Source organism: Pseudomonas sp. AC211 (assembly GCF_979258055.1).
Genome location: NZ_OZ409830.1, coordinates 4719287 through 4741871 on the forward strand (window position 1 = coordinate 4719287; position 22585 = coordinate 4741871).

Sequence of the window (22585 nt, forward strand, 5' to 3'; positions counted from 1 at the left end):
GAAATCGCCATGGGTGGACCTGGTGGTGTGCGACTACCTGCTGCCCGACGGCAGCGTGATCTTCAACGCCAGCCCCTCGGCGCAATTCTCCAGCGACGGCCGCTACTTCGTGTCGCCGGCACCGAGCCGCAACGAATGGAGCCTGCTGATCTACGACCGCCAACAGCGCGTGCTGCACCACTGCGCCATCAGCCACTTCTGGGAACTGGACCACGTCAGCAGCACCGAGGTGATCGGCCGCGTCAGCCCACTGACCTCCGACGCGCCCTACCGCGCCAACATCGACGAGCTGATAGCCGGCGCGAAACGGGTCGAAACCTTCGTCAGCATCCAGGACCTGTGGCTGCCCGACAGCTACTGGCAGTACCTGCAAACCGACCACCAGAACCGCACACTGCCCTCGCCGCCTCAGGCGCCGACGCTTGAACTGCGCACCTGTTTGCCCGAGCGCCTGATGGACCTGGGCGACCCCTTGGAAGCGCTGCGCAACCCGCTGGGCGAACTGATACTCGACGGCCAGGCCACCGGCCTGATGCTGATGCAACCCGACCCGAGCATAGTCTTCAGCCAAGACGGCCACACCTTCGTCTGCGCCGCCAGCCGCGACGACATTAGCGGTTTCTGGCTATGGCAACGCAGCAGCGGCTGGCGCCTGATGAGCAACACCTGGCAGCCCAAAGAACGTGAACCGCTGTGCAGCTCACCGAACTTCATCGGCCTGGAAGCCGACCACCTGCGCCTGCGCATGAACTGGGCGCAACCGTGCCTGGAATACCGCGACCATGGCCCCGTAACCTCGTACACCCACGGCCAAATCGAACTGGTGACCGGCCAAACCCGTCGCGGCAAACCGACACTGGGCTACGCCGAGATGCCGGAAGTGGACCTGCTACTGCCCCTCAACGACGCCCCGTTACTCCTGCAAAGCGCCCCGCTTAAAAGCGGTGAACGCCTAACCTGGCAAGCCCTGCGCGACAGCCGCGATGGCGACTTGCGCGCTTACCGATGCAGCATCGGTGACTGGCAGTTGCCGGGCGAATGGGCGCTGGACCATCGGGTGTCCGACTGCGGCCACTTTATCGCCCTGATCGCCTTCGCCGAAGCGCCCGCCGTGCTCCACCGCGTCGCCATCGCCGAACCGCGCAGCGAGACGCTGCACTGGCTGGAAGACAATGTGCTCGACGTGCACTTCCAAGGCTTTATCGACGGCCAACTGCACCTGCTGCGCTTGCTCGGGCGTAATCGGTACGTGCCGATTACCGGGCCTGGGCAGGGAAACCCCGAGCGCGAAAGCCGGTTTACCGAGGCGGCGCCAGCGGCGGACAAAGCGCATGACTTTTCCCAGCGGGACGGTAAGTGGCGATTGTTTTACCGGCAGCAGGTTGCGGTGGTTGAGGCAGGGGTTTGGCGATTGCAGGCGTTGCCGGAAGTGAAGGTTCAAGAATGAGCAAACCGTACTCCTGCCGCGGCATTTTCGTTTGCAGGAATCGCGGCTAAAGCCGCTCCCACAGAGGACGCACAACCTGTAGGAGCGGCTTCAGCCGCGATGCTTTTGATCTTGCGCTTCCGCTCTTGATCTCCCGCCCTTGATCTACCCCGCCCCGTTTATCGCAGGCCGAGTGGAGTCGTTGCGTAGGGGGATGAGCGGCCGGGAGCCGCGAAAGGCGTGTCGGGCCAAGGATGGCCCGTCTCGCCGGCCCCCGGAGCGGCGACGGAGCGAGGGAAGTCGGAGCGCAGCGTAGACCCAAGGTAGGGGCTAGCGTTTTTGGTTACTTTTGTCGCAATGACAAAAGTGACTCGCGCGTAAGGCGCGAAACAAAAACGTTCAGCACACGCGGTAATGAATACCTACGCCGATCTATCGTGTAAGGCTTGAAATTCTGGATCCCCGCGTTCGCGAGGATGACGGAGGTTTTGATAACGGGCGCGGTAGAGAAGCTCGCGCGTAAGGCGCGAAATAGATCTCTCAGCGGACGCGGTAACGAATAACTGCGCCGTTCTTCAAGCAAGCTCGGATTTGCTCGGTGGTATTCATTACCGCATGCGTTGAACGTTTTGTTTCGCGCCTTACGCGCGAGTTTCTTTTGTCAGTCGACACAAAAGAAACCAAAAAGTCTTGCCCCGACCTTGGGTTTTCACTGCGTGAAAACTACCCTCGCTCCGTCGCCGCTCCGGGGGCCGGCAAGACGGGCCATCCATGGCCCGACATGCCTTTCGCGGCTCCCGGCCGCTCAACCCCCTACACGTCGACTCCACTCGGCCAGCGCTAACGGGGCGGGTAAATCACAAGCAAGATCAAAATCACAAACCAGAGCAACTGTCCGGGACTGCACCTTGCTGCTGTTGACCTAACAGCGAAGCCCCACCGGGCTTCGCTTAATAATCAATCACCACATCCCCCTTCGGCACACTGCAGCACGACAGAATGTACCCCTCCGCCACATCCTCATCCGTAATCCCCCCGTTGTGCTCCATCTCCACCTCACCGGAAGTCTTCATCACCTTGCACGTCCCACAAATCCCCATCCCGCAAGCCTTGGGAATGTGCAGCCCCAGCTTCGCCGCCGCAGCATGCACGGTCTCACCAGGCGCCACGCGGATGCTCTTGCCCGTGGTAGTGAATTCCACCTGATTGAGATCAGCCGCATCCGGCGCCGGCGCTTCGGCGGCTTGTTCGGCGTTTACGATGGCTTCGGCTTTGTCTTCGGCCGGCGTCGCGCCGAACGATTCTTCGTGATAGCGCGTCATGTCGAAACCGTTAGCTTCGAGCAGGCGTTTCACGGCGTTCATGTACGGCGTCGGCCCGCAGCAGAAAATTTCACGCTCACGAAAATCCGGGGCAATCAGTTCCAGCATCGGCTGGTTGAGGTAGCCGCGATAGCCAGCCCACGGCTCACCTTCGCCATGCTTTTCACAAATGATGTGCAAACCGAAATTACGCACACGCGAGGCCATGTGGTCGAGCTCGCGGCGGTAGATCACGTCGCGCGGCGAACGGGCGCTGTGGACGAAGACCATGTCGACATTGGCGTTGGTGTCGAAGAACCAGCGCGCCATCGACATCACTGGCGTAATGCCCACGCCGCCGCTGAGGTAGAGCACTTTGTCGTTGGGGTAATCCATGGCGTTGAACAGGCCGACCGGGCCATGCACGGGGAGTTCGTCGCCTTCTTTCAGGTTGTCGTGCAGCCAGTTCGACACCTTGCCGCCCGGCACGCGCTTGATGGTCAGCGAGAAGCTGTACGGCACCGATGGCGAGCTGGAGATGGTGTACGAACGCATGATCGGCTGGCCGTCGATTTCAAGTTCCAGGGTGACGAACTGCCCCGGCTTGAAGAAGAACATGATCGGCTGGTCGGCCATAAAGCAGAAGGTGCGCACGTCCCAGGTTTCCTGGATCACTTTGACGCAACGCACCAGGTGACGGCCGTTGGCCCAGGTCTGGGTGTTGACCGGATTGAGGAAAGTGTTGGACATGTTCGCTCCCGCTGACGCTTAGGGTTGCCTGGGTCTTGTGCCCGGGACTATGGCGCCGATTGTGGGCATGCGCCTAGTGGCTCACTTACCTATCTGCGACATCGGCATGCTCACCGCGACCAGCCCCCAACCATCGGGGCTGGCGCGTCGGAAACGGATTCGGCCGTGTCGTCCATGGATAAGGCCATCAACGCGCCCGACTCCACACTCCACCTCAATCTAGAGCGCGTCACACAAGCGCCTTGCGTGAACACCAACCGCCAATTTTCGCTGCGCGCACACCGCGATCAGCCATGAGGACAGAGCCATGGATACCACCACCCTGAGTTTGGGCGACCCGCTGGAGCCGGCACGCAAGGCCACCGCCGAAATGCTGCAAAACCGCGAGCGCACCTATTCGCTGCCGCAGCCGTTTTACAGCGACGAGCGCCTGTTCGATATCGATATGCAGGAGATTTTCCACAAGGAATGGTTGATCGCCGGCATGACCTGCGAGATCCCGGCCAAGGGCAATTACCTGACTTTCCAATTGGGCAAAAACCCGATCGTGGTGATTCGCGGCGCCGACGGCGTGGTCAATGCGTTCCACAACGTATGCCGCCACCGTGGCTCGCGCCTGTGTACCGGCGAGAAAGGCAAAGTCGCCAAGCTGGTGTGCCCGTACCACCAGTGGACCTACGAACTCGACGGCCGCCTGCTGTATGCGGGCACCGAAATGGGCGACGACTTCGACATGAAGAAATTCGGCCTCAAGCCGGTGCATGTGAAAGTCGCGGGCGGCTACATCTTCGTGTCGCTGGCCGAGAACCCGCCGGCCATTGATGAATTCCTTTCCACCCTGGCTCATTACATGGAGCCCTACGACATGGAGAACACCAAGGTGGCGGTGCAAACCACCTTGATGGAAAAAGCCAACTGGAAGCTGGTGATCGAAAACAACCGCGAGTGCTACCACTGCAACGGCTCGCACCCTGAGCTGCTGAAAACCTTGCTGGAATGGGACGACGTCACCGACCCGCGCGCCGACCAGGCCTTCAAAGACCACGTCGCCGCTTCCGCTGCCGCCTGGGACGCCGAAAAAATTCCATACGCCCACGCCAGCTTCGGCCTGCGTAACCGCATCGTGCGGATGCCGCTGCTCAAGGGCACCGTGTCGATGACCCTGGACGGCAAACAAGGCTGCAACAAATTGATGGGCCGCATCAAAAACCCCGACCTGGGCTCCATGCGCATCCTGCATTTGCCGCACTCGTGGAACCACTGCATGGGCGACCACATCATCGTGTTTACCGTGTGGCCGATCAGCGCCCAGGAAACCATGGTCACCACCAAGTGGATCGTGCACAAAGACGCCGTTGAAGGCGTGGACTACGACCCGGTGCGCATGCGCCAAGTGTGGGACGCCACCAACGACCAGGACCGTCGCCTGGCCGAAGAAAACCAGCGCGGCATCAACTCCACCGCTTATCAGCCGGGGCCGTATTCGAAGACGTATGAATTTGGCGTGGTGAATTTTATCGACTGGTATAGCGAGCGGTTGCTGAGCAATTTGGGGCTGCGCCGGCGCCGTATTTGTATGGGATCAAGACCCAGTGATGGCCCCAGCCCTCACCCCTAGCTCCTAGCCCCTCTCCCCGTAAACGGGCGAGGGGAACCGATCACCTAACTCGCGGCCTGCTCGGTCAGTCCCCCTCTCCCGTCTGCGGGGAGAGGGCGGGGGTGAGGGCCGGCGCAACGGCTCGAGGATCGCGGCTAAAGCCGCTCCCACAGGTTTTGCAATTTCTGTGGAGCGGCTTTAGCCGCGATGCTTGTCGCCTTAACGCCGATTCACACCCTGAACTTCGCCACCATCCCATTCAACCCCACCGCCAGCCGCGACAACTCCTGGCTGGCCGCCGCCGTTTGATTCGCCCCCGCTGAGGACTGCAACGACAAATCGCGAATGTTGGTCAGGTTGCGGTCAACTTCCCGCGCCACCTGCGCTTGTTCTTCCGAGGCGCTGGCGATTACCAGGTTGCGTTCGTTGATGGCCGAAATGGCCACGGCGATTTCGTCCAACGCGCTACCGGCTCCGCGCGCTACATCGAGCGTGCTGCGCGCGCGCTGGTTGCTGTTCTGCATGGCATTAACGGCCTGATCGGCGCCGTTGCGAATGCCGCCAACCATTTGTTCGATTTCCTGGGTGGACTGTTGCGTGCGGTGCGCCAAGGCGCGCACTTCATCGGCCACCACGGCAAAGCCACGCCCGGCTTCACCGGCGCGCGCGGCTTCAATGGCGGCGTTCAGGGCCAGCAGGTTGGTCTGCTCGGCAATAGAGCGGATCACGTCGAGCACCTGGCTGATGTCGCGCACCTTGCCTGCCAATTGCAGTACCTGGTCGGCGGAGGTGGTGACATCGTCGGCCAGGCTGGAAATCGAGTTCACCGTTTCCAGCACCTGCTCGCGACCACGCTGGGTGGTGCGGTCGGATTCGCGCGAGGCTTCGGAGGTAATAACGGCGTTGCGCGCGACTTCTTCCACGGCCGTGGTCATCTCGTTGACGGCAGTGGCGGCTTGTTCAATTTCGTCGTTTTGCTGATGCAGGCCGCGCGTGGAATTCTCAGTCACAGCGCTCAGCTCTTCGGAAGCAGAAGCCAGCTGGCTGGATGAGTCGGCGATGCCCTGAATGGTGTTGCGCAGGTTTTGCTGCATGGTGCGCAAGGCGCCGAGCAGGCGGGCGGGTTCGTCCGAACCTTCTACCTCGATGCGCTCGGTGAGGTCGCCACCCGCCACCGTTTCCGCCACGCCCAAGGCGCGGGTCAACGGTTGAACGATGCTGCGCGTCAGAAGTATGGCCAGCACGACGGTGGCCAGAGCGGCAAAGACCAAAGTGATAACGACCCACGTGCGCGCGCTGGAAAATGTGGCGCTGGCTTCGTCCGCGGCTTTGTTGGCGCCTTGGGTGTTGTATTCGCCAAGGGCGCGCAGGGCTTTGGCCATGGCGTCGCCTTGCACGCTCATTTCGCCGCTGACGATGCGCACCGCGTCGTCAATATTGTTCTGCCGCGACAATTCCACCACCCGGCCTTGCTCACGCAAATAACCGCTCTGCGCCGTTTTGAACGTTTCATACAAACCCTGCTCATCGCCGCCATCGAGCAAGGCTTCATAGCGCGCCTGCGCGGCGAGCATGTCGGTTTTCATCTGCTCGGCACGGGCTTCGTTGTCTTTGATTGCCTGAGGATCGCGCACCAGCAGCATCCGCAAGGTCAGGGTTCGCAAGCGCAAGGCGCTTTCGCTCATGGTGTTCAGCGCCAGCACGCTCGGCAGCCAGGACTGGTCCACTTCCGCAGACTGCTCACGCATGCTGCTCATTTGCAGCAAGGCAAACCCGCCAAGAAAGAACATCACCAGAGCGATGAGGCCAAAGGAGAGTGAAGCGCGGGGGGTTATGTTCATCGAGCGAAGCGTCATAAAAAGCATCCTTCAGGTACCAGAAACAAAAGCGATAAGCCCTGCTTACCAACTAGCCGAGTATCGGCAGCGCATCTAATAGCCTTAAGCGGAGCGGCCCAAAAAAAAAGCCCAAGTCATTGAAGAACTTGGGCTTTTTCTGATCCTTCCAACCGTAACCATTTGTAAAATCGAACTCAGCGGATAACGCCTTCCTCCAGCAGCAGCTTGAATATGGCTTCGGCGCCTTCCTCTGGACTGACATCCTTGATGACCTGGCCTCCCCCGCCTGCTGCCTTGGCCGTTGCCGCTTTCATGCGCTCGGCACCGGTTTTGGCTTTGATCACTTTCAGCCGTTTGGGCCGCGGCCGTGCCGGTTGAAAGGTGGCGCTGGCGAGCAAGTCATCATCGAGCACTTCCACTTCATCGGCGCTCAAGGTGCCGCGACGGGCTGGGCCGAAGGCGCTTTGCCGGGCGACCGGGGCGGCGTTGTCGACGCTGGCAAGAAACGGCAGGCGCACTTGCAGGCGCCGGCGTTGACCGCGAGGCAGCGCTTGCAGCACCTGCGCTACACCGTTTTCAACCTTCTCCACTTCGGCCAGGCCCACCACCAAGGGCCAGCCCAATTGCTCGGCCAGCAGGTACGGCAACATGCCCGAACCTTCGCCGGTTTCGGCCTGGCTGCCTGTGAGTACCAGTTGCGCCTTGCTGCCTTTGAGGAAGTCGAGCAGCACGGGCAGCGCGTCGGCGCCGTCCGGCTGTTGCAGCACGCTGAGTTCGTTCAGGCCCATGCCCAAGTAGGCGCGCAAGGCGTCTTGCTGGGCGTCGCCGGCGTGCAGCACGCGCAGCTGTTCGCCGGCCAAGCGCAAGCCAAGCTCGACGGCACGGGAATCCTGCTCGGCGCGCGGCGGGCGCGGCCGGAGGTGGGGTGGGCGCCGATGGACACCAGGCACAACACTGAGAGTGGCTTAGGCTGCATCGCGATTGCCTCCGGCGCGGTGCGCGGCCATGCGTTCGATTAGGGCGGCAAGAATGGCCGCCGAGTCGCCGATGACGGACAGGTCGGCGCGTTTGATCATGTCGCAGCCAGCGTCCAGGTTGACCGCCACCACTTTGTCGCAGGCGCCGATGCCTTGCAGGTGTTGGATGGCGCCGGAAATACCGACAGCCAGGTACACCCGCGCCGTCACCCAGGTGCCGGTCGCGCCGACTTGGCGGTTGCGTGCCATATGGCCGTCGTCGACCGCCACGCGTGAAGCGCCTTCGGTGGCGCCGAGGGCGACGGCGGTGCGGTGGAACAGGTCCCAGTCTTTAACGCCGTTGCCGCCGGACAGAATGAATTCCGCCTCGGCCATCGGCGTGGCGGCGGGGTCGACTGCCACGGCGCCGAGGTCTTCGATACGCGGCAGGCAACGGGCGACGTCGTGCTCAAGCGTAATGACCTGCGCTTCGTGACGGGTTTCGCTGACCGGCTCGGCGCATTCGCTGGCGGCCAGAATCAGTCGGGCGAGCGGGCGTTGCAGGTCTTGCTGGCCGGCACCGGCGCGGCCGATGCACTGCGCGTCAGTCACTTGCCACACGCGCGTAGCCGGACGTTCGCCCAACTGCGCCGCCAGGCGACGCCCCAGCTCGCCGCCGCCGGTACGGCTGTCGGGCAGCAGCCAATGACGCGGCTGGAATTGCCGCTCAATGGCGGTGAGGGCTTGCACCTGTTGTTCGGGGGCGTAGCCGCTGTAAAGCGAGCCGTCGAGGTGCAGCAGGCGATCGACGCCAGCGGTGTCGAAACTGTTTTCTTTGTGCTCGCCAAATACCACGGCCAACACGGCGCCTGCGCTGCCGGCGAGCTTGTGGGCCAGGCCTAGAAGGTCGCGGTCGTGGGCGGTCAGGCGGCCGCCGACCATGTCGGGCACCACGACGATGTAAAAGCTCGGCGCCGGCACCGTGTGCAACGGCAGTTGCACCACGGCGCTCTGGCTGGAGCGCTTGGTGGTGCCGCCCTGCTGCACGCCGCTGCGGTCGATGCGCTTGATGCCGTTGGGGCCGATAAAGCCGACCGCATGCGGGTTCTTGCGGATGACGCCGTTGGGGCCCATCCAACTGGTTTCGCTGCGCTGCAAGGTGGCGTGCAACGGGTGCAGGCGGTTGCGTGCGATGCGCTCGGCGTGGGGGTTGCGGCGGATGAGGTCAGACATGGGCGGTGCTCCGGCGGGCGGGAAAGAGCCCAAGGCCCCTCACCCCCAGCCCCTCTCCCGCAAGCGGGCGAGGGGAGTTAATTCGCGCGCGATTCGTCCCCTCGCCCCCCTGGGGGAGAGGGCTAGGGTGAGGGGGTAGCAGCAAACAAAGATCCATCATTCCACTCCCTCCGCCACGCGCTTAACCGCCACCACGGGCGCCTCCACCAACACCTCCGCCACCAGCTCGGCGATGTCTTTGATCTGCGGCCGGGGCTCGACCACACCTTCCAGCATCGCGGTGCATTGCGGGCAACCCACGGCTACCAATTCGGCGCCGGTTTCTTTGATGTCGACCATGCGCATGTCCGGAATCCGCTGCTTGCCCGGAATGTCGGTAATCGGCGCGCCGCCACCGCCGCCGCAGCAGCGTGAGCGAAAACCCGAGCGTTGCATTTCTTTCACTTCAATACCCAGGGCGCGCAGCACGTCGCGTGGCGCTTCATATTCGCCGTTGTAGCGGCCGAGGTAGCACGGGTCGTGATAGGTCACGGAGCCGCCTTTGTGCTGGCCAAGGTTGAGTTTTTTCGCGGCGATCAGTTCGGCGATAAAGGTGCTGTGGTGCAGCACTTGGTAGTGGCCGCCGAGCGCGCCGTATTCGTTTTTCAGCACATGGAAACTGTGCGGGTCGCAGCTGACGATGCGTTTGAAGCTGTATTTCTCCAGGGTGGCGATGTTGCGTTTGGCCAGGCTCTGGAAGGTGGCTTCGTCGCCCAGGCGCCGGGCCACGTCGCCGCTGTCGCGCTCTTCCAGGCCGAGCACGGCGAAGTCGACATTGGCGGCCTTCAGCACTTTCACGAACGCGCGCAGGGTGCGTTGGTTGCGCATATCGAAGGCGCCGTCGCCGACCCAGAACAGCACGTCGGCGGTGTGTTTTTCGCTGAGCAGGTTGAGGTTCAAATCCGCCGCCCAGTTCAGCCGGCCGCCGGGGTTGAAGCCGCCGGGGTTGTCGGTGGCGATCAGGTTGTCGAGCACTTCGGCGCCCTTGTTCGGCGTGGCGCCTTTTTCCAGCGTGAGGTGGCGGCGCATGTCGACGATGGCATCGACGTGCTCGATCATCATCGGGCATTCCTCCACGCACGCGCGGCAGGTAGTGCACGACCACAACGTTTCGGCATCGACCAGGCCGTTGACGATGGGTTGATGCGGGCCGCCTGCATGTTCGCCCACCGGTTTGCCTGGGTATGGGCTGCCCGCAAACTTGGCATCGGTGCCGCCGGCCAGGCCGACGACCATGTCTTGAATAAGTTTTTTCGGATTCAGCGGTTGCCCCGCCGCAAAGGCTGGGCACGCCGCTTCGCATTTACCGCACTGCACGCAGGCGTCGAAACCGAGGAGTTGGTTCCAGGTGAAGTCGGTGGGTTTTTCCACGCCCAAAAGCGCGTTGGGATTGGACAGGTCGAGGGCTTTCAGCCCAGTGGAACGGCCACCGCCAAAACGCTCGGCGCGACGGTGCCAGGCCAGGTGCAGGGCACCGGCGAAGGCGTGCTTCATCGGCCCGCCCCAGGTCATGCCGAAGAACAATTCCGACACGCCCCACGCCACGCCAATCGCCAGCACCATCGCAAGCACCCAGCCGCCAAAGGCCGCAGGCAGAATGCCGGCCACCGGCAAGGTGGCGATAAAGAAGCTGGCAGCAAACATCAGCAGGCTTTTCGGCAGGCGCATCCACGGGCCTTTCGACAGGCGCGAAGGCGGGTTCAGCCGACGCTTGGTCACGAACAGCGCGCCGACAAACATCAGCACGCAGGCGCCGAGCAAGGCGAAACCGAGAACGCGGTTATGCAGGCCGAAACCATGCACCAGCACCGCCAGCACGGCGGCCAGAATAAAGCCGCCGGCGGTGGCTACGTGAGTGTTGGCGATGTATTTGTCGCGGGCCACCACATGGTGCAAATCGACCATGTAGCGCTTGGGCATGGCCAGCAAACCGCCAAGCCAATCGACCTCGGCCGCACGGCCACGGCGCCACATGAAAAAGCGCTTGGCCGCGCCGATCACCGCCAATAGCAGGGCTGCGAACAGGAGGATGGGCAGAAGGGTGTTTAACATCATTGGTCTCCTTCGCGGGACCGGGAAACAGTGCGATTCAATCCCCTCTCCCTCTGGGAGAGGGCTAGGGTGAGGGTTGCAGGCGACATTGATTTCTCGCCCAACAGCCCCTCACCCCCGTCCCTCTCCCAGAGGGAGAGGGGAGACAAACATCAGAAGTCCTTACACAACCGCAACGCGTCATAAATCGCCGCGTGGGTGTTGCGTTGGGCTACGCAGTCGCCGATGCGGAACAGCAAGTAGCCCTCGCCCGCCTCGCTCAGGCACGGTTGCGGCTTGATGGCGAACAGCGCTTCGACGTCGATCTGGCCTTTGTTGCGCGAGCCTTCTTTCAGGGCGTAGTACAAGGTTTCGTCCGGCCGTACGCCGTTTTCCACCACCACCTGATCGACCACGCGCTCTTCCTTGGCGCCGGTGTATTCGTTCTCCAGCACGGCCACCAGCTTGTCGCCTTCGCGGTAGACCTTTTCCAGCATCATGTCGCCGGTCATGACCACGTCTTTGGGGTACATGCTGCGGTAGTAGGTGGGGAACGAGGTGCCGCCCATGGCCACACCGGGTTTGGTGTCGTCGGTAACGATCTCAACCTGCGAGCCTTTGTCGGCCATAAAGTCGGCCACCGACATGCCGGTAAATTCGCAAATGGTGTCGTACACCAGCACGTTTTTGGCCGGCGCCACTTTGCCGTCGAGCACGTCCCAGCTGCTGACCACCAGGCCTTCGGCCGAGCCCCAATGTTCGTTTTGTTCCAGGTACGGATGGCCGCCGTTGGCGAGCACGATCACGTCCGGGCGCAGGTCTTGAATGGTTGCCACGTCGGCGCCGGTGCCTAGGCGCAGGTCGATTTTCAGGCGCGCCAGTTCCAGCTGATACCAGCGGGTGATGCCGGCAATCTGGTCGCGCTGCGGTGCTTTCGAGGCGGTGGTGATCTGCCCGCCCAGTGCGTCTTTCTTCTCGAACAGGGTCACGTCGTGGCCGCGTTCAGCCGCCACGCGAGCCGCTTCCATACCCGCAGGGCCACCACCGACCACCACCACTTTGCGTTTCACGCCGGTGGTTTTTTCGATGATGTGCGGCACGCCCATGTATTCGCGGGACGTGGCGGCGTTCTGGATGCACAGCACGTCCAGGCCTTGGTATTGGCGGTCGATGCAGTAGTTGGCGCCGACGCACTGTTTGATCTGGTCGACCTGGCCCATTTTGATTTTGGCGATGAAGTGCGGGTCGGCGATGTGCGCGCGGGTCATGCCGACCATATCGACGTAACCGCCGTCGAGAATGCGCGTGGCCTGGTTCGGGTCTTTGATGTTCTGCGCGTGCAGCACCGGCACCTTGACCACTTCTTTGATGCCCGCCGCCAGGTGCAGGAATGGCTCCGGCGGGTAGCTCATGTTGGGGATCACGTTGGCCAGGGTGTTGTGGGTGTCGCAGCCCGAGCCGACCACGCCGATGAAGTCGATCATGCCGGTGTCGTCGTAGTATTTGGCGATCTGCTTCATGTCCTCATGGCTGAGGCCGTCGGGGTGGAATTCGTCGCCGCAGATGCGCATGCCGACGCAGAAGTCCGGGCCCACTTCCTGGCGAATGGCCTTGAGCACTTCGAGGCCGAATTTCATCCGCCCTTCGAAGTCGCCGCCCCATTCATCGGTGCGCTTGTTAACGCGCGGGCTCCAGAATTGGTCGACCATGTGTTGGTGCACGGCAGACAGTTCGATGCCGTCGAGGCCGCCTTCCTTCGCCCGGCGGGCCGCTTGTGCGTAGTTGCCGATCACCCGCCAGATTTCTTCCACTTCAATGGTTTTGCAGGTGGCGCGGTGCACCGGTTCACGGATGCCCGACGGCGACATCAGGGTCGGCCAGTTGAAGCCATCCCAACGCGAGCGGCGGCCCATGTGGGTAATCTGGATCATGATCTTGGCGCCGTGCTTGTGCATGGCGTCGGCCAGATTCTGGAAGTGCGGAATGATGCGGTCGGTAGACAGGTTTACCGAACTCCACCACTCCTGTGGGCTGTCGATCGCCACCACCGAAGAACCACCACAAATCGCCAGACCGATACCGCCCTTGGCCTTCTCTTCGTAGTACTTGATATAGCGCTCGGTGGTCATGCCGCCGTCGGTGGCATACACCTCGGCGTGCGCAGTGCTGAGCACGCGGTTGCGGATGGTCAGTTTGCCAATTTGAATTGGCTGGAACATCGATTCAAAAGCCATTACGGCAACCTCACGGAAGGGCGACCAAATATTTTTCTTCTAACTGTGGGAGAGGCTTCAGCCTCGATGGCCTTTACTCGGTGCTTGAGATCAAAAGCATCGAGGCTAAAGCCTCTCCCACAAGGGCAAGCTCAGAGCGGCTTTACGACAAACAACCCATCGTCATGCCCTTCCTCCGACCCGCCATACACCTGCTCGGCGACGGTGCGCAGGCTGCTGCCGCTGGCGGCAAGAATCTGGTCCATGGCACCGGCAAACCAGCCGGTGAACATGTAGTCCACCTTGCGCCCGACCTTGCCGTACACGTAGACAAAAGCAGAGTGTTCGAGCTTGACGCTGGCAGTGCCTTTTTCCAGGTCGATGTCTTGAATTTTGAACAGGCCCCAGCCGCGTTGGCTCAGGCGATTCATGTAGTGCTCGAACACCGCCACGCCTTCAATGCCGTGGCATTCGGCTTCTTTCTCGCACCAGTGCCAGGCCGATTTGTAGCCGGCTTTGTAGAGGATCTCGGCGTAGGCGTCGGCGCCCAGGACCTCTTCGATGCCCATGTGGTTGTTGACGAAAAAGTGCCGTGGCACATACAGCATCGGCAGCGCATCGCTGGTCCAGACACCGGTTTCGCTGTCGACTTCGATGGGCAGTTGCGGGGCGATTTTGGCCATGGGTGGAGCTCCAGAAATTCGGTAAGGTTTTTACCCTCACCCCAGCCCTCTCCCGAAACGGGAGAGGGAGCCGATCGCGATTAAGCTCCCCTCTCCCGCTTGCGGGAGAGGGGCTGGGGGTGAGGGTCGAAGGAAACGGCGTTATTCGCCCCAGACGTCTGCGAGTACATTCACCCAGTTCTCGCCCATCACTTTGCGCACCACACGTTCGCTATGGCCGCGCTTGAGCAGGGTTTCGGTGAGGTTGGGGAATTCGCCCACGGTGCGGATGCCCAGCGGGTTGATGATCTTGCCGAAGCTGGTCAGGCGGCGGGCGTAGCCCTTGTCGTGGGTCAGGTATTCGAAGAAGTCCTGGCCGTGCCCCTGGGTGAAGTCGGTGCCAATGCCGATGGCGTCTTCGCCGACGATGTTCATCACGTATTCGATGGCTTCGGCGTAGTCGTCAATGGTGGAGTCGATGCCCTTGGCCAGGAACGGCGCGAACATGGTCACGCCAACAAAGCCGCCGTGGTCGGCGATGAATTTCAGTTCTTCATCGGATTTGTTGCGCGGGTGTTCTTTAAGGCCCGACGGCAGGCAGTGCGAGTAGCACACCGGCTTTTTCGATTCGAGGATGACTTCTTCAGACGTCTTGGAGCCCACGTGGGAGAGGTCGCACATGATGCCGACGCGGTTCATTTCCGCGACGATTTCGCGACCGAAACCCGAGAGCCCGCCGTCACGCTCGTAGCAGCCGGTGCCCACCAGGTTCTGGGTGTTGTAGCACATCTGCACAATGCCAACGCCGAGCTGTTTGAACACCTCGACGTAGCCAATCTGATCTTCAAATGCGTGGGCATTCTGGAAGCCGAAGAGGATGCCGGTTTTGCCTTGTTCCTTGGCTTTGCGGATGTCGGCGGTGGTGCGCACGGGCATCACCAGGTCGGCGTTTTCGCGCATCAGCTTCTGGCTGGCGGCAATGCTGTTGACGGTTGCCTGGAAACCTTCCCATACCGAGACGGTGCAGTTGGCCATGGTCAGGCCGCCTTTGCGCATGTCTTCGAACAGCTCACGGTTCCATTTGGCGATGATCAGACCGTCGATAACGATGCTGTCGGCGTGTAACTCGGCTGGGCTCATCAGGCTGTCCCCTCTCTAATAACCGGCGCCGAATCGTTTGCCGGCGCTTTGGGGGTCAGCATATTCCTTGGGCATTGGCCGCTATCGCGCAAAAACGACAAGGGAATTGTCGAAAGCGTCAAAGTTGGGCGGGGGAGTGCAACGGACTGTAGGAGCGAGCTTGCTCGCGAAGGGTGTTGAACAGGCGGGAATTACGGCGGCGCGAATACCGCTTCGCGAGCAAGCTCGCTCCTACAAGGTACGCGGGGGTCGGCGGGGGGTGGCGAGGAATCGGTGCTTAACGCAGCACCGGGTCGAACTTGATACGGCGGCCAAATACCAGGGCCAGTACAAACATACCCACCAGCAAGCCGGTTGCCAGTTTCAATACACCGACCAGCATCGCATTGCTCAACGGCGCGTAAAGCACCACAGCGCAGCAAACTAAGGCCAGTACCAGCAAGACCATCGCGGCTTTAGACATGGCCGTCATCCTCAAGCTCATACACACATAACTAACCCGACATTCATGACAACCAGGCGCGTGGCCGGCCGGTCATTTGTCGGCTTTCAGGGAATCAGAATACAAAGCGCTGGTTAGCGGCTTGCGGGGTGTGGCCGGTTTCAACGTCGTCGCTAACGGTCAGCCACTGGGCGCCGCGCAGAACGTCACCTTGCGGTGCGGTCTGGGCCATTTGCGGCTCAGGCTGCATGAACGGGCTTTCAGCCCATTGCGGCTCGGTCAGCGGTTTGTTCAGCAGTTGGGAATGGTTGACCTTGGCAGTCGCCTGAACGGCAACGGTGTCAGGGGCGGAGGTCGTGGCGGAAGCATATGCACCAGTGACAACCACGGCAGCGGCACTCAGCAGGTTCAGTACGGTATTCATGGCGGCGACTCCATCGCAGATCAAGTTTTCTTGAATCTGAAAGTGCAGCCGTCGTGCCAACTAAAAGTGAATTTTTTTCCCTTTAAAATCAATCAGTTAGAAATCAAACTCGTAAGGGCCGGTTGCACATTGCACGACGGCCGTTTTTGCCGGGTTGCAAATTGCACGACCGCTTATCACCGTTTCGCAGGGGCTTAAGCGAAACGGCGTTTTTTCACGCGGCGGGGTCTGGTTCGGTGCGAGATTCCAGCGGCAGGTAAACGCGAAACAGCGAACCCTGGCCCAAGTGGCTTTCCACTTCGATGGTGCCCTGGTGCGAGGCAATGATCTGCTCAGTGATAAACAGGCCCAAGCCCAGCCCCTGGCTCACGCCGTTGGACGACACACGCTCGAATTGCTGGAAGATGCGCGCCAAGTCCGGAGCAGAAATGCCGATGCCGTGGTCTTCCACTTCCAGGCAGGCGCCTTCTGGCGTGGCCAGTACGCGCAGGTCTACCGGCTTCTTGTTGCCGTAGCGCAGCGCGTTGGTGAGCAGGTTAACCACCACCTGCTCGATACGAAATTCATCCCACAGGCCAACCACCGGTTCCGCCGCGCTCAGGGTGACTTCGCAGCCCGCTGCGGCGATTTGCGCGCCGTAGTTTTCCAGCACGCGGCCAACCAGGGCGGAAAGGTCGAAATGGGCCGGGCGGATGGAGAGCTTGCCGGTTCGAATGCGCGACACGTCGAGCATGTCTTCAATCAAGCGCACCAAGCTGTTGATCTGACGTTCGTCGCGCTCGGTCATGGTCTTGAGCTTGTCGGGGGTGAACGCGCTCAGGTCGCCCTTGCTCAGGCGCAGCTTACGCAGCTGGGTTTCCAGCACCAGGCCGTTGAGCGGCGTTCGCAGCTCATGGGAGACGATGGACATAAAGTCGTCGCGCATGCGCACCGCACGTTCGAGGTCGTCCTGGGCGGCACGCAGTTCGCAGAGCAGCACCTCCTGCTCCTTGCGGCTTTTCTCCAGGGCATTCACTTGCTCGTTAATGGCCTGACGCTGGCGGAACAGTTCGACGAACACGGTGACTTTGCTTTGCACCGCCTGGATATCCAGCGGCTTTTGCAGAAAGTCGACGGCACCGCTTTCGTAGCCGGTGAACGCGTAGTTCATCTCGCGCCCGGCGGCGCTGACGAACACGATGGGAATGTGTTTGGTCTTTTCCGTGCCACGCATCAGCTCGGCCAGCTCGAAGCCGTTCATGTCCGGCATCTGCACATCGAGAATGGCCAGGGCGAAGTCGTGTTGCAGCAGCAGCCCCAACGCCTCCTCGCCCGAGGTGGCTTGAAATACCTGACGGCCTTCACCGCGGATCAACGCGTCGAGGGCCAGCAGGTTCTCCGGCAGGTCATCGACGATCAGCAGTTTGGTTTCGATGGTTGTCAGCATGGGCTTCTATTCAACTCTGCGAGCAGCGCCTGTATGCCGGGAACCGGCAGGACGAAATCGGCTGGGTGCAACGCCAGCGCCGCTAGGGCATGGTGGCAACCTGAGCGTCTGCGGGGTCTTGGACCACGGTCAGACCGCCACAGTGTTTTATGGTTGCCATTCCTTTTGCGCCGTCCTCGTTGGCGCCTGTCAGTAATACGCCCATCAATGCCGGGCCGTAGGCATCGGCGGCCGATTCGAACAGCACGTCGATGGAGGGCCGGGAGAAATGCTGCGGTTCTTCGCGGCTGAGGGAAAAGCTGCGGTCGTTTTCAATCAGCAAGTGATACCCGGCCCCGGCGAAATACAGCGTGCCGCCGTGTATGGGCTCTTTGTCTTCGGCTTCTTTTACGCGAATGCCCAGGCGCGCCTGGAACACGTCGGCCAACTGGCTGCGACGGTCGTCGGGCAAATGCAGCACGGTGATGATGGGCAGGCGGTAGTCGGCGCCCAGACCGCTGAAGATGGCCAGCAGCGCTTGTACGCCGCCTGCCGACGCGCCGACCACCACCGCTTCCAGCGCGCGAGCGCGGGTCAGCAGCAAGTCGTCGAGGGCGGCGGTGTTCATGATTTGCGGAAAATCCGTTCGGGCTTCACCAAGGGTTCAAAGCGTTTGGCGTAGCTGGAGAAGTCTAGGCTCTCCTTGCTGCCCAGGCCGAGGAAGCCGCGGTGGCAGAGCGATTCATGGAACAGGCCGAACGCGCGGTCTTGCAGGGTTTTGTTGAAGTAGATGAGCACATTGCGGCAGGAAATGAACTGGGTTTCCGAAAACACGCTGTCGGTGGCCAGGCTGTGGTCGGCGAAGGTCACGTTTTCGCACAGCGACCTGTCGAACAAAGCGCCTTCGTAGGCCGCCGTGTAGTAGTCGGAAAACGAGCGTTGGCCGCCGGCTTTTTGGTAGTTCTCGGTGTAGGTGCGAATGTTGTCGAGGGAAAAGATGCCGCGCTCGGCTTTTTCCAACGAGCGTGGATTGATGTCCGTCGCGTAGATGATCGAGCGTTCCAGCAAGCCTTCTTCTTTGAGCAGAATCGCCAGCGAATAGACTTCTTCGCCCGTGCTGCAACCGGCCACCCACACTTTCACCGATGGGTAGGTTTTCAGCAGCGGCACCACTTGCTGACGCAACGCCAGGTAGTAGGTCGGGTCGCGGAACATTTCGCTGACGGGAATCGTCAGGTACTGCAACAACTGCATGAACGCGCCGGGGTCGTGCAGGATGCGCTCCTGCAACGCCGTGATGGTGTTGCAGTTGAATTGCTGCAACGCATGGCGCACGCGGCGCTTGAACGAAGCGCCGCTGTAGTCACGGAAGTCGTAGTTGTACTTGAGGTAGATGGCCTCGATCAGCAGGCGCAGCTCGATCTCAAGATCACGGTCGGGCGACATCAAATGCGTTCCAGTTTGGGCAGCCATACGCGGATTAAGGAAAACAACCGATCCAGGTCGATGGGCTTGGCCAGGTAGTCATTGGCGCCCGCTTGCAGGCAGCGGTCCTGGTCATCTTTCATCGCCTTGGCGGTCACGGCAATCACCGGCAACTTGCGCCAGCGCGGGTTTTTGCGGATTTCGGCGGTGGCTTCGTAGCCGTCCATTTCCGGCATCATCACGTCCATCAGCACCAGGTCGATGTCTTCGACCTCTTCCAGCTTAGTCAGTGCTTCACGCCCGTTGCGCGCCACTTCGACGATGGCGCCTTTATGTTCCAGGGCGCTGGTGAGGGCGAAGATGTTGCGCACGTCGTCGTCGACCACCAACACGCGCCGACCTTCAAATACCTTGTCGCGGTTGCGCGCGGTTTTCAGCATGTTCTGCCGCTCGCTGGACAGCTTCGACTCGACCTTGTGCAGGAACAGCGTCACTTCATCCAGCAAGCGTTCCGGCGAGCGCGCGCCTTTGATGATGATCGAGCGCGAATACTTCATCAGCTCGATTTCTTCATCGCGGGTCAGATTGCGGCCGGTGTAGACGATCACGGGCGGGAACGAGCAGATGTCTTCTTCAGACATGCGTTTGAGCAGCTCGTTGCCACGCATGTCGGGCAGCTTGAGGTCGATGATCATGCAGTCGAACACCGTGCTGCGCAGCAATTCAAGCGCCTCGCGGCCGAACTCGACGGCGGTGATTTCGATGTCTTCATCGCCGATCAGGCGCGAAATACTGTCGCGCTGCAGGGCATCGTCTTCCACCAGCAATACGCGCTTCACTTGCTGGGCGAGCTTGGCTTCGAGCTTGGCGAATACGTCTTTGAGGTGCTCACGCGTGGTCGGTTTTACCGCATAACCGATGGCGCCCAATTGCAGCGCGGCTTCCATGCGGTCTTCGACGGAAATCACGTGCACCGGAATGTGCCGGGTGCGCGGGTTGTCTTTCAGGCGCTGCAGGGCGGCCAGGCCGGAGATGTCGGGCAGGCGCATATCCAGCAGCACGGCGTCCGGCAGGAACTGCGCGGCCAACTGCAGGCCTTCGTCCGCGCCGTGCGCCACCAGGCAGTCGTATTTCAGCTCGTGAGCAAGGTCGTAGAGGATCCGCGCGAAGTTCGGCTCGTCTTCGATCACCAGAATGCGCCGGCTGCCTTCTTTGAGCTGCTCGCGGTCATCGTTGAAGCGGGGAATGGCCGGTGGCTCGGTGGCTGCTGGCACAGGCGCAGACGGCACTACCAGCGGTGCGGGCGGCGGTGGCGGAACGTCGGCGACCGACTGAATCACCAGCCCTTCTTCGTACGACTGCGGCAACACCAAGGTAAACGTGCTGCCCTTGCCTGGCGCGCTGACCACGCTGATGGCGCCGCCCAGCAAGGTCGCCAGGTCGCGGGAAATCGACAGGCCCAACCCGGTGCCACCGTAGCGGCGGTTGGTGGTGCCATCGGCCTGGCGGAAGGCTTCGAAAATATAGGTTTGCTGGTCTTCGCGAATGCCGATGCCCGAATCTTTCACGGCGAACGCTACGCGGCCGTCTGGCTGGCCGCTGATGCTCAGCGTCACCTGGCCTTTCTCGGTGAACTTCATGGCATTGGAGAGCAGGTTTTTCAAAATCTGCTCCACGCGCTGCTGGTCGGTAAACAACGCCGTCGGCAGGTCCGGGCCCATCTCAATGTCAAAGGCCAGCTGTTTATCCAGCGCAATCGGCTGGAACAAGGTGCGCAGGCTGTCGACCAGGCGGGTCAGCGGCATTTTTTGCGGGCGCACTTCCAGCTTGCCGGCTTCGACTTTGGAAATGTCGAGGATGTCGTTGATCAACAGCAGCAGGTCATTGCCGGCGGCGTAGATCGATTCGGCAAACTTCACCTGCTCGGGCGTCAAGTTGCCGTGCGGGTTGTCGCCCAGCAGCTTGGCCAGAATCAAGGAGCTGTTGAGCGGCGTGCGCAGCTCGTGGCTCATGTTGGCGAGGAATTCGGATTTGTACAGGCTGGCGCGTTGCAGCTCTTGGGCGCGTTCTTCCAGCTCGCGCTGGGCCACGCCAAGGGCGTTGTTCTTTTCGTCCAGCGAGTCGCGCTGGTCTTCCAGGCGCTGCGCCTGGTCGGCCAGTTGCTCGTTGGTTTGCTCAAGCTCGGCTTGCTGGCTTTCCAGGTGCGCCTGGGATTCTTTGAGCACCCGCGACTGCTCTTCAAGCTCTTCGTTGGCGGTGCGCAATTCTTCCTGCTGCACTTGCAACTCTTCGTTGAGCTGCTGGGTTTCGGCCAGAGCCTGCTGCAGGCGCACACGGTAGTTAGCGGCATCGATGGAGGTGCCGATGTTGCCGGCGATGGTTTCCAGAAACTCGATGTCGGTGTCGGTGATCGGGCGCAGAAACGCCAGTTCGAGCACGCCGTTGACGACGTTGTCGCTGATGATCGGCAGCACCACGATATTGAGCTGCGAGGTGGCGCCCAGGCCCGACGCCACGCTGAGGTACGCATGGGGCAGGTTGTCCAGGCGGATCATGCGGCGCTCTTGCAGCGCTTGGCCGACCATCGATTCGTTGCCGGCCACTACTTGCTCCGAGCCATCGTGGTCGACACTGAAACCGTAGGTGGCCACGCGCTTCAACGCGCCGCCCAGCTCGCGCACATAAAACGCGCCCACGGTGGTGCCGATATAACTGGCCAGCTCGCTCAACACGCCCTGCCCCAATTGCGCCAGGGTTTGCTGGCCCAGCGCCCGCTCCGCCAGCAGGCTCTGGCCGTTGCGCAGCCAGGCTTTCTGCTCGATGACTTCGGCGCTGCGCTGTTGCTGCTGCAAGGTTTTGGCGTAACTGTTGGACAAGCCGAGCAATTCGCGACGGCCCATGAACGCCAGAATGCCGCTGACCACCAGACTGAACAGCAGGTACAGCGCGATGGTCAGCACCACCGTGTTGTTGGCTTCTTTGTTGCGCTGGAAGCGCAGCTGCTGCTCGGTGGCGATAACTTCGTCGAAACCTTTGCGGATTTCGTCAGTCAGTTCTTTGCCACGGCCGCTTGAGATGATGAGTTGGTAGTTTTCACCGGCACGGCGGCTATCGATCACCGCATCGGCAAACTTGGCCCACTGCTGCTGTAACGCCTCCAGGCGACGCAGCCGGTCAACCTGAGCCGGGTTGTCTGCCACCAGTTCTTTGAGCGATTGCAGTTCGGAAATAATGCGCGGCCGGGCGATATCGAACGGCGCCAAAAATGATTCATTGCCGGTGATCAAAAACCCGCGCATGCCGGTTTCCTGGTCAACGGTCAGGCGGAACGCCTCGTTGGTATTACCGATGACGCGGTCGGTGTGTTCCACCCACTGCAAGACGTTAAGCAGGTAATACACCAGGCCAATAAAGAAGACCGCACTGAGAACGCCCACGCCCAACGGCAACGCGACGTTGCGGCTGAGAATGCGGCGAAAGCTGTTTTCGTCAATTGCAGTGGTGTCGCTCATTTGCCGTCCCTGCGTAAAAATTCCGGATTCTGCCGTAAAGCCCAGGAAATGTGCATGCTTATTCCTACATACGCTAGAGAAATGACCGGCTGACCGTAGCCGGTTTGTCGACCCTTCGGTAGTCTTGCGCCGCACGGAGGCCGATCGACAAACGCAAGGCCAGAGACTTGGTCAGCAGCACGTTCAAGCAG

14 protein-coding genes and 2 pseudogenes are annotated in these 22585 nt (G+C 61.3%); 2 read left to right on the plus strand and 14 right to left on the minus strand.

Annotated features, from left to right (window positions below; all coding sequences use genetic code 11):
• Positions 1 to 13: 13 nt before the first annotated feature.
• Positions 14 to 1447 carry a hypothetical protein gene (locus tag ACZZZP_RS22150; RefSeq protein WP_463536852.1) on the plus strand — a complete coding sequence of 478 codons (1434 nt, stop codon included), beginning with the start codon at positions 14 to 16 and terminating at the stop codon, positions 1445 to 1447.
• 929 nt (positions 1448 to 2376) lie between these two features.
• Here ACZZZP_RS22150 and gbcB read toward each other — a convergent pair.
• Positions 2377 to 3477, minus strand: coding sequence for a glycine-betaine demethylase subunit GbcB (gene gbcB / locus ACZZZP_RS22155; protein WP_463384145.1), 1101 nt, complete (start codon positions 3475 to 3477; stop codon positions 2377 to 2379).
• Between the two features lie 307 nt (positions 3478 to 3784).
• Here gbcB and gbcA point away from each other — a divergent pair, with 307 nt between their 5' ends.
• A complete protein-coding gene (gene gbcA / locus ACZZZP_RS22160) occupies positions 3785 to 5095 on the plus strand; it encodes a glycine-betaine demethylase subunit GbcA (protein ID WP_463536853.1) in 1311 nt (436 codons plus the stop codon).
• Positions 5096 to 5304: 209 nt separating this feature from the next.
• Here gbcA and ACZZZP_RS22165 read toward each other — a convergent pair whose 3' ends face one another.
• The 13 genes and pseudogenes from ACZZZP_RS22165 to ACZZZP_RS22225 form a co-directional block, all read right to left on the minus strand.
• Positions 5305 to 6930: a methyl-accepting chemotaxis protein gene (locus ACZZZP_RS22165; protein WP_463384147.1), complete on the minus strand. Its 1626-nt coding sequence runs from the start codon at positions 6928 to 6930 to the stop codon at positions 5305 to 5307.
• A 176-nt stretch (positions 6931 to 7106) separates the two neighbouring features.
• Positions 7107 to 7888: pseudogene (gene etfB / locus ACZZZP_RS22170) on the minus strand (electron transfer flavoprotein subunit beta).
• The gene (gene etfA, locus ACZZZP_RS22175; RefSeq protein ID WP_463384149.1) at positions 7878 to 9101 is read right to left on the minus strand and encodes an electron transfer flavoprotein subunit alpha; all 1224 of its coding nucleotides are present in this window, start codon (positions 9099 to 9101) and stop codon (positions 7878 to 7880) included. Before etfA ends, etfB begins: the two are co-directional and overlap by 11 nt.
• Positions 9102 to 9257: 156 nt before the next feature.
• Positions 9258 to 11192, minus strand: a complete 1935-nt coding sequence (gene dgcB, locus ACZZZP_RS22180; protein ID WP_463384150.1) for a dimethylglycine demethylation protein DgcB — start codon at positions 11190 to 11192, stop codon at positions 9258 to 9260.
• A 152-nt stretch (positions 11193 to 11344) separates the two neighbouring features.
• Entirely contained in the window at positions 11345 to 13405 is a 2061-nt protein-coding gene (dgcA, locus tag ACZZZP_RS22185) for a dimethylglycine demethylation protein DgcA (protein WP_122492061.1), read from the minus strand.
• A 131-nt stretch (positions 13406 to 13536) separates the two neighbouring features.
• Positions 13537 to 14067, minus strand: a complete 531-nt coding sequence (locus ACZZZP_RS22190; protein WP_122492062.1) for a DUF5943 domain-containing protein — start codon at positions 14065 to 14067, stop codon at positions 13537 to 13539.
• A 141-nt stretch (positions 14068 to 14208) separates the two neighbouring features.
• Complete coding sequence (locus ACZZZP_RS22195; protein ID WP_463384151.1) at positions 14209 to 15186, minus strand: dipeptidase; 978 nt, start codon at positions 15184 to 15186, stop codon at positions 14209 to 14211.
• A 277-nt stretch (positions 15187 to 15463) separates the two neighbouring features.
• Positions 15464 to 15649 carry a PA3371 family protein gene (locus tag ACZZZP_RS22200; RefSeq protein WP_163016479.1) on the minus strand — a complete coding sequence of 62 codons (186 nt, stop codon included), beginning with the start codon at positions 15647 to 15649 and terminating at the stop codon, positions 15464 to 15466.
• Between the two features lie 94 nt (positions 15650 to 15743).
• Positions 15744 to 16052 (minus strand): hypothetical protein, encoded by a 309-nt coding sequence (locus ACZZZP_RS22205; RefSeq protein ID WP_122492065.1) that lies wholly within the window; start codon positions 16050 to 16052, stop codon positions 15744 to 15746.
• A gap of 214 nt (positions 16053 to 16266) precedes the next feature.
• Entirely contained in the window at positions 16267 to 17478 is a 1212-nt protein-coding gene (locus tag ACZZZP_RS22210; protein WP_463384152.1) for a hybrid sensor histidine kinase/response regulator, read from the minus strand.
• Positions 17472 to 18085: pseudogene (locus tag ACZZZP_RS22215) on the minus strand (chemotaxis protein CheB). The gene ACZZZP_RS22210 and the pseudogene ACZZZP_RS22215 overlap by 7 nt, the downstream one beginning before the upstream one ends.
• Positions 18082 to 18903: a CheR family methyltransferase gene (locus tag ACZZZP_RS22220; RefSeq protein WP_122492068.1), complete on the minus strand. Its 822-nt coding sequence runs from the start codon at positions 18901 to 18903 to the stop codon at positions 18082 to 18084. The pseudogene ACZZZP_RS22215 and the gene ACZZZP_RS22220 overlap by 4 nt, the downstream one beginning before the upstream one ends.
• Positions 18903 to 22394, minus strand: coding sequence for a response regulator (locus tag ACZZZP_RS22225; protein ID WP_463384154.1), 3492 nt, complete (start codon positions 22392 to 22394; stop codon positions 18903 to 18905). The genes ACZZZP_RS22220 and ACZZZP_RS22225 overlap by 1 nt, the downstream gene beginning before the upstream one ends.
• Positions 22395 to 22585 lie beyond the last annotated feature (191 nt).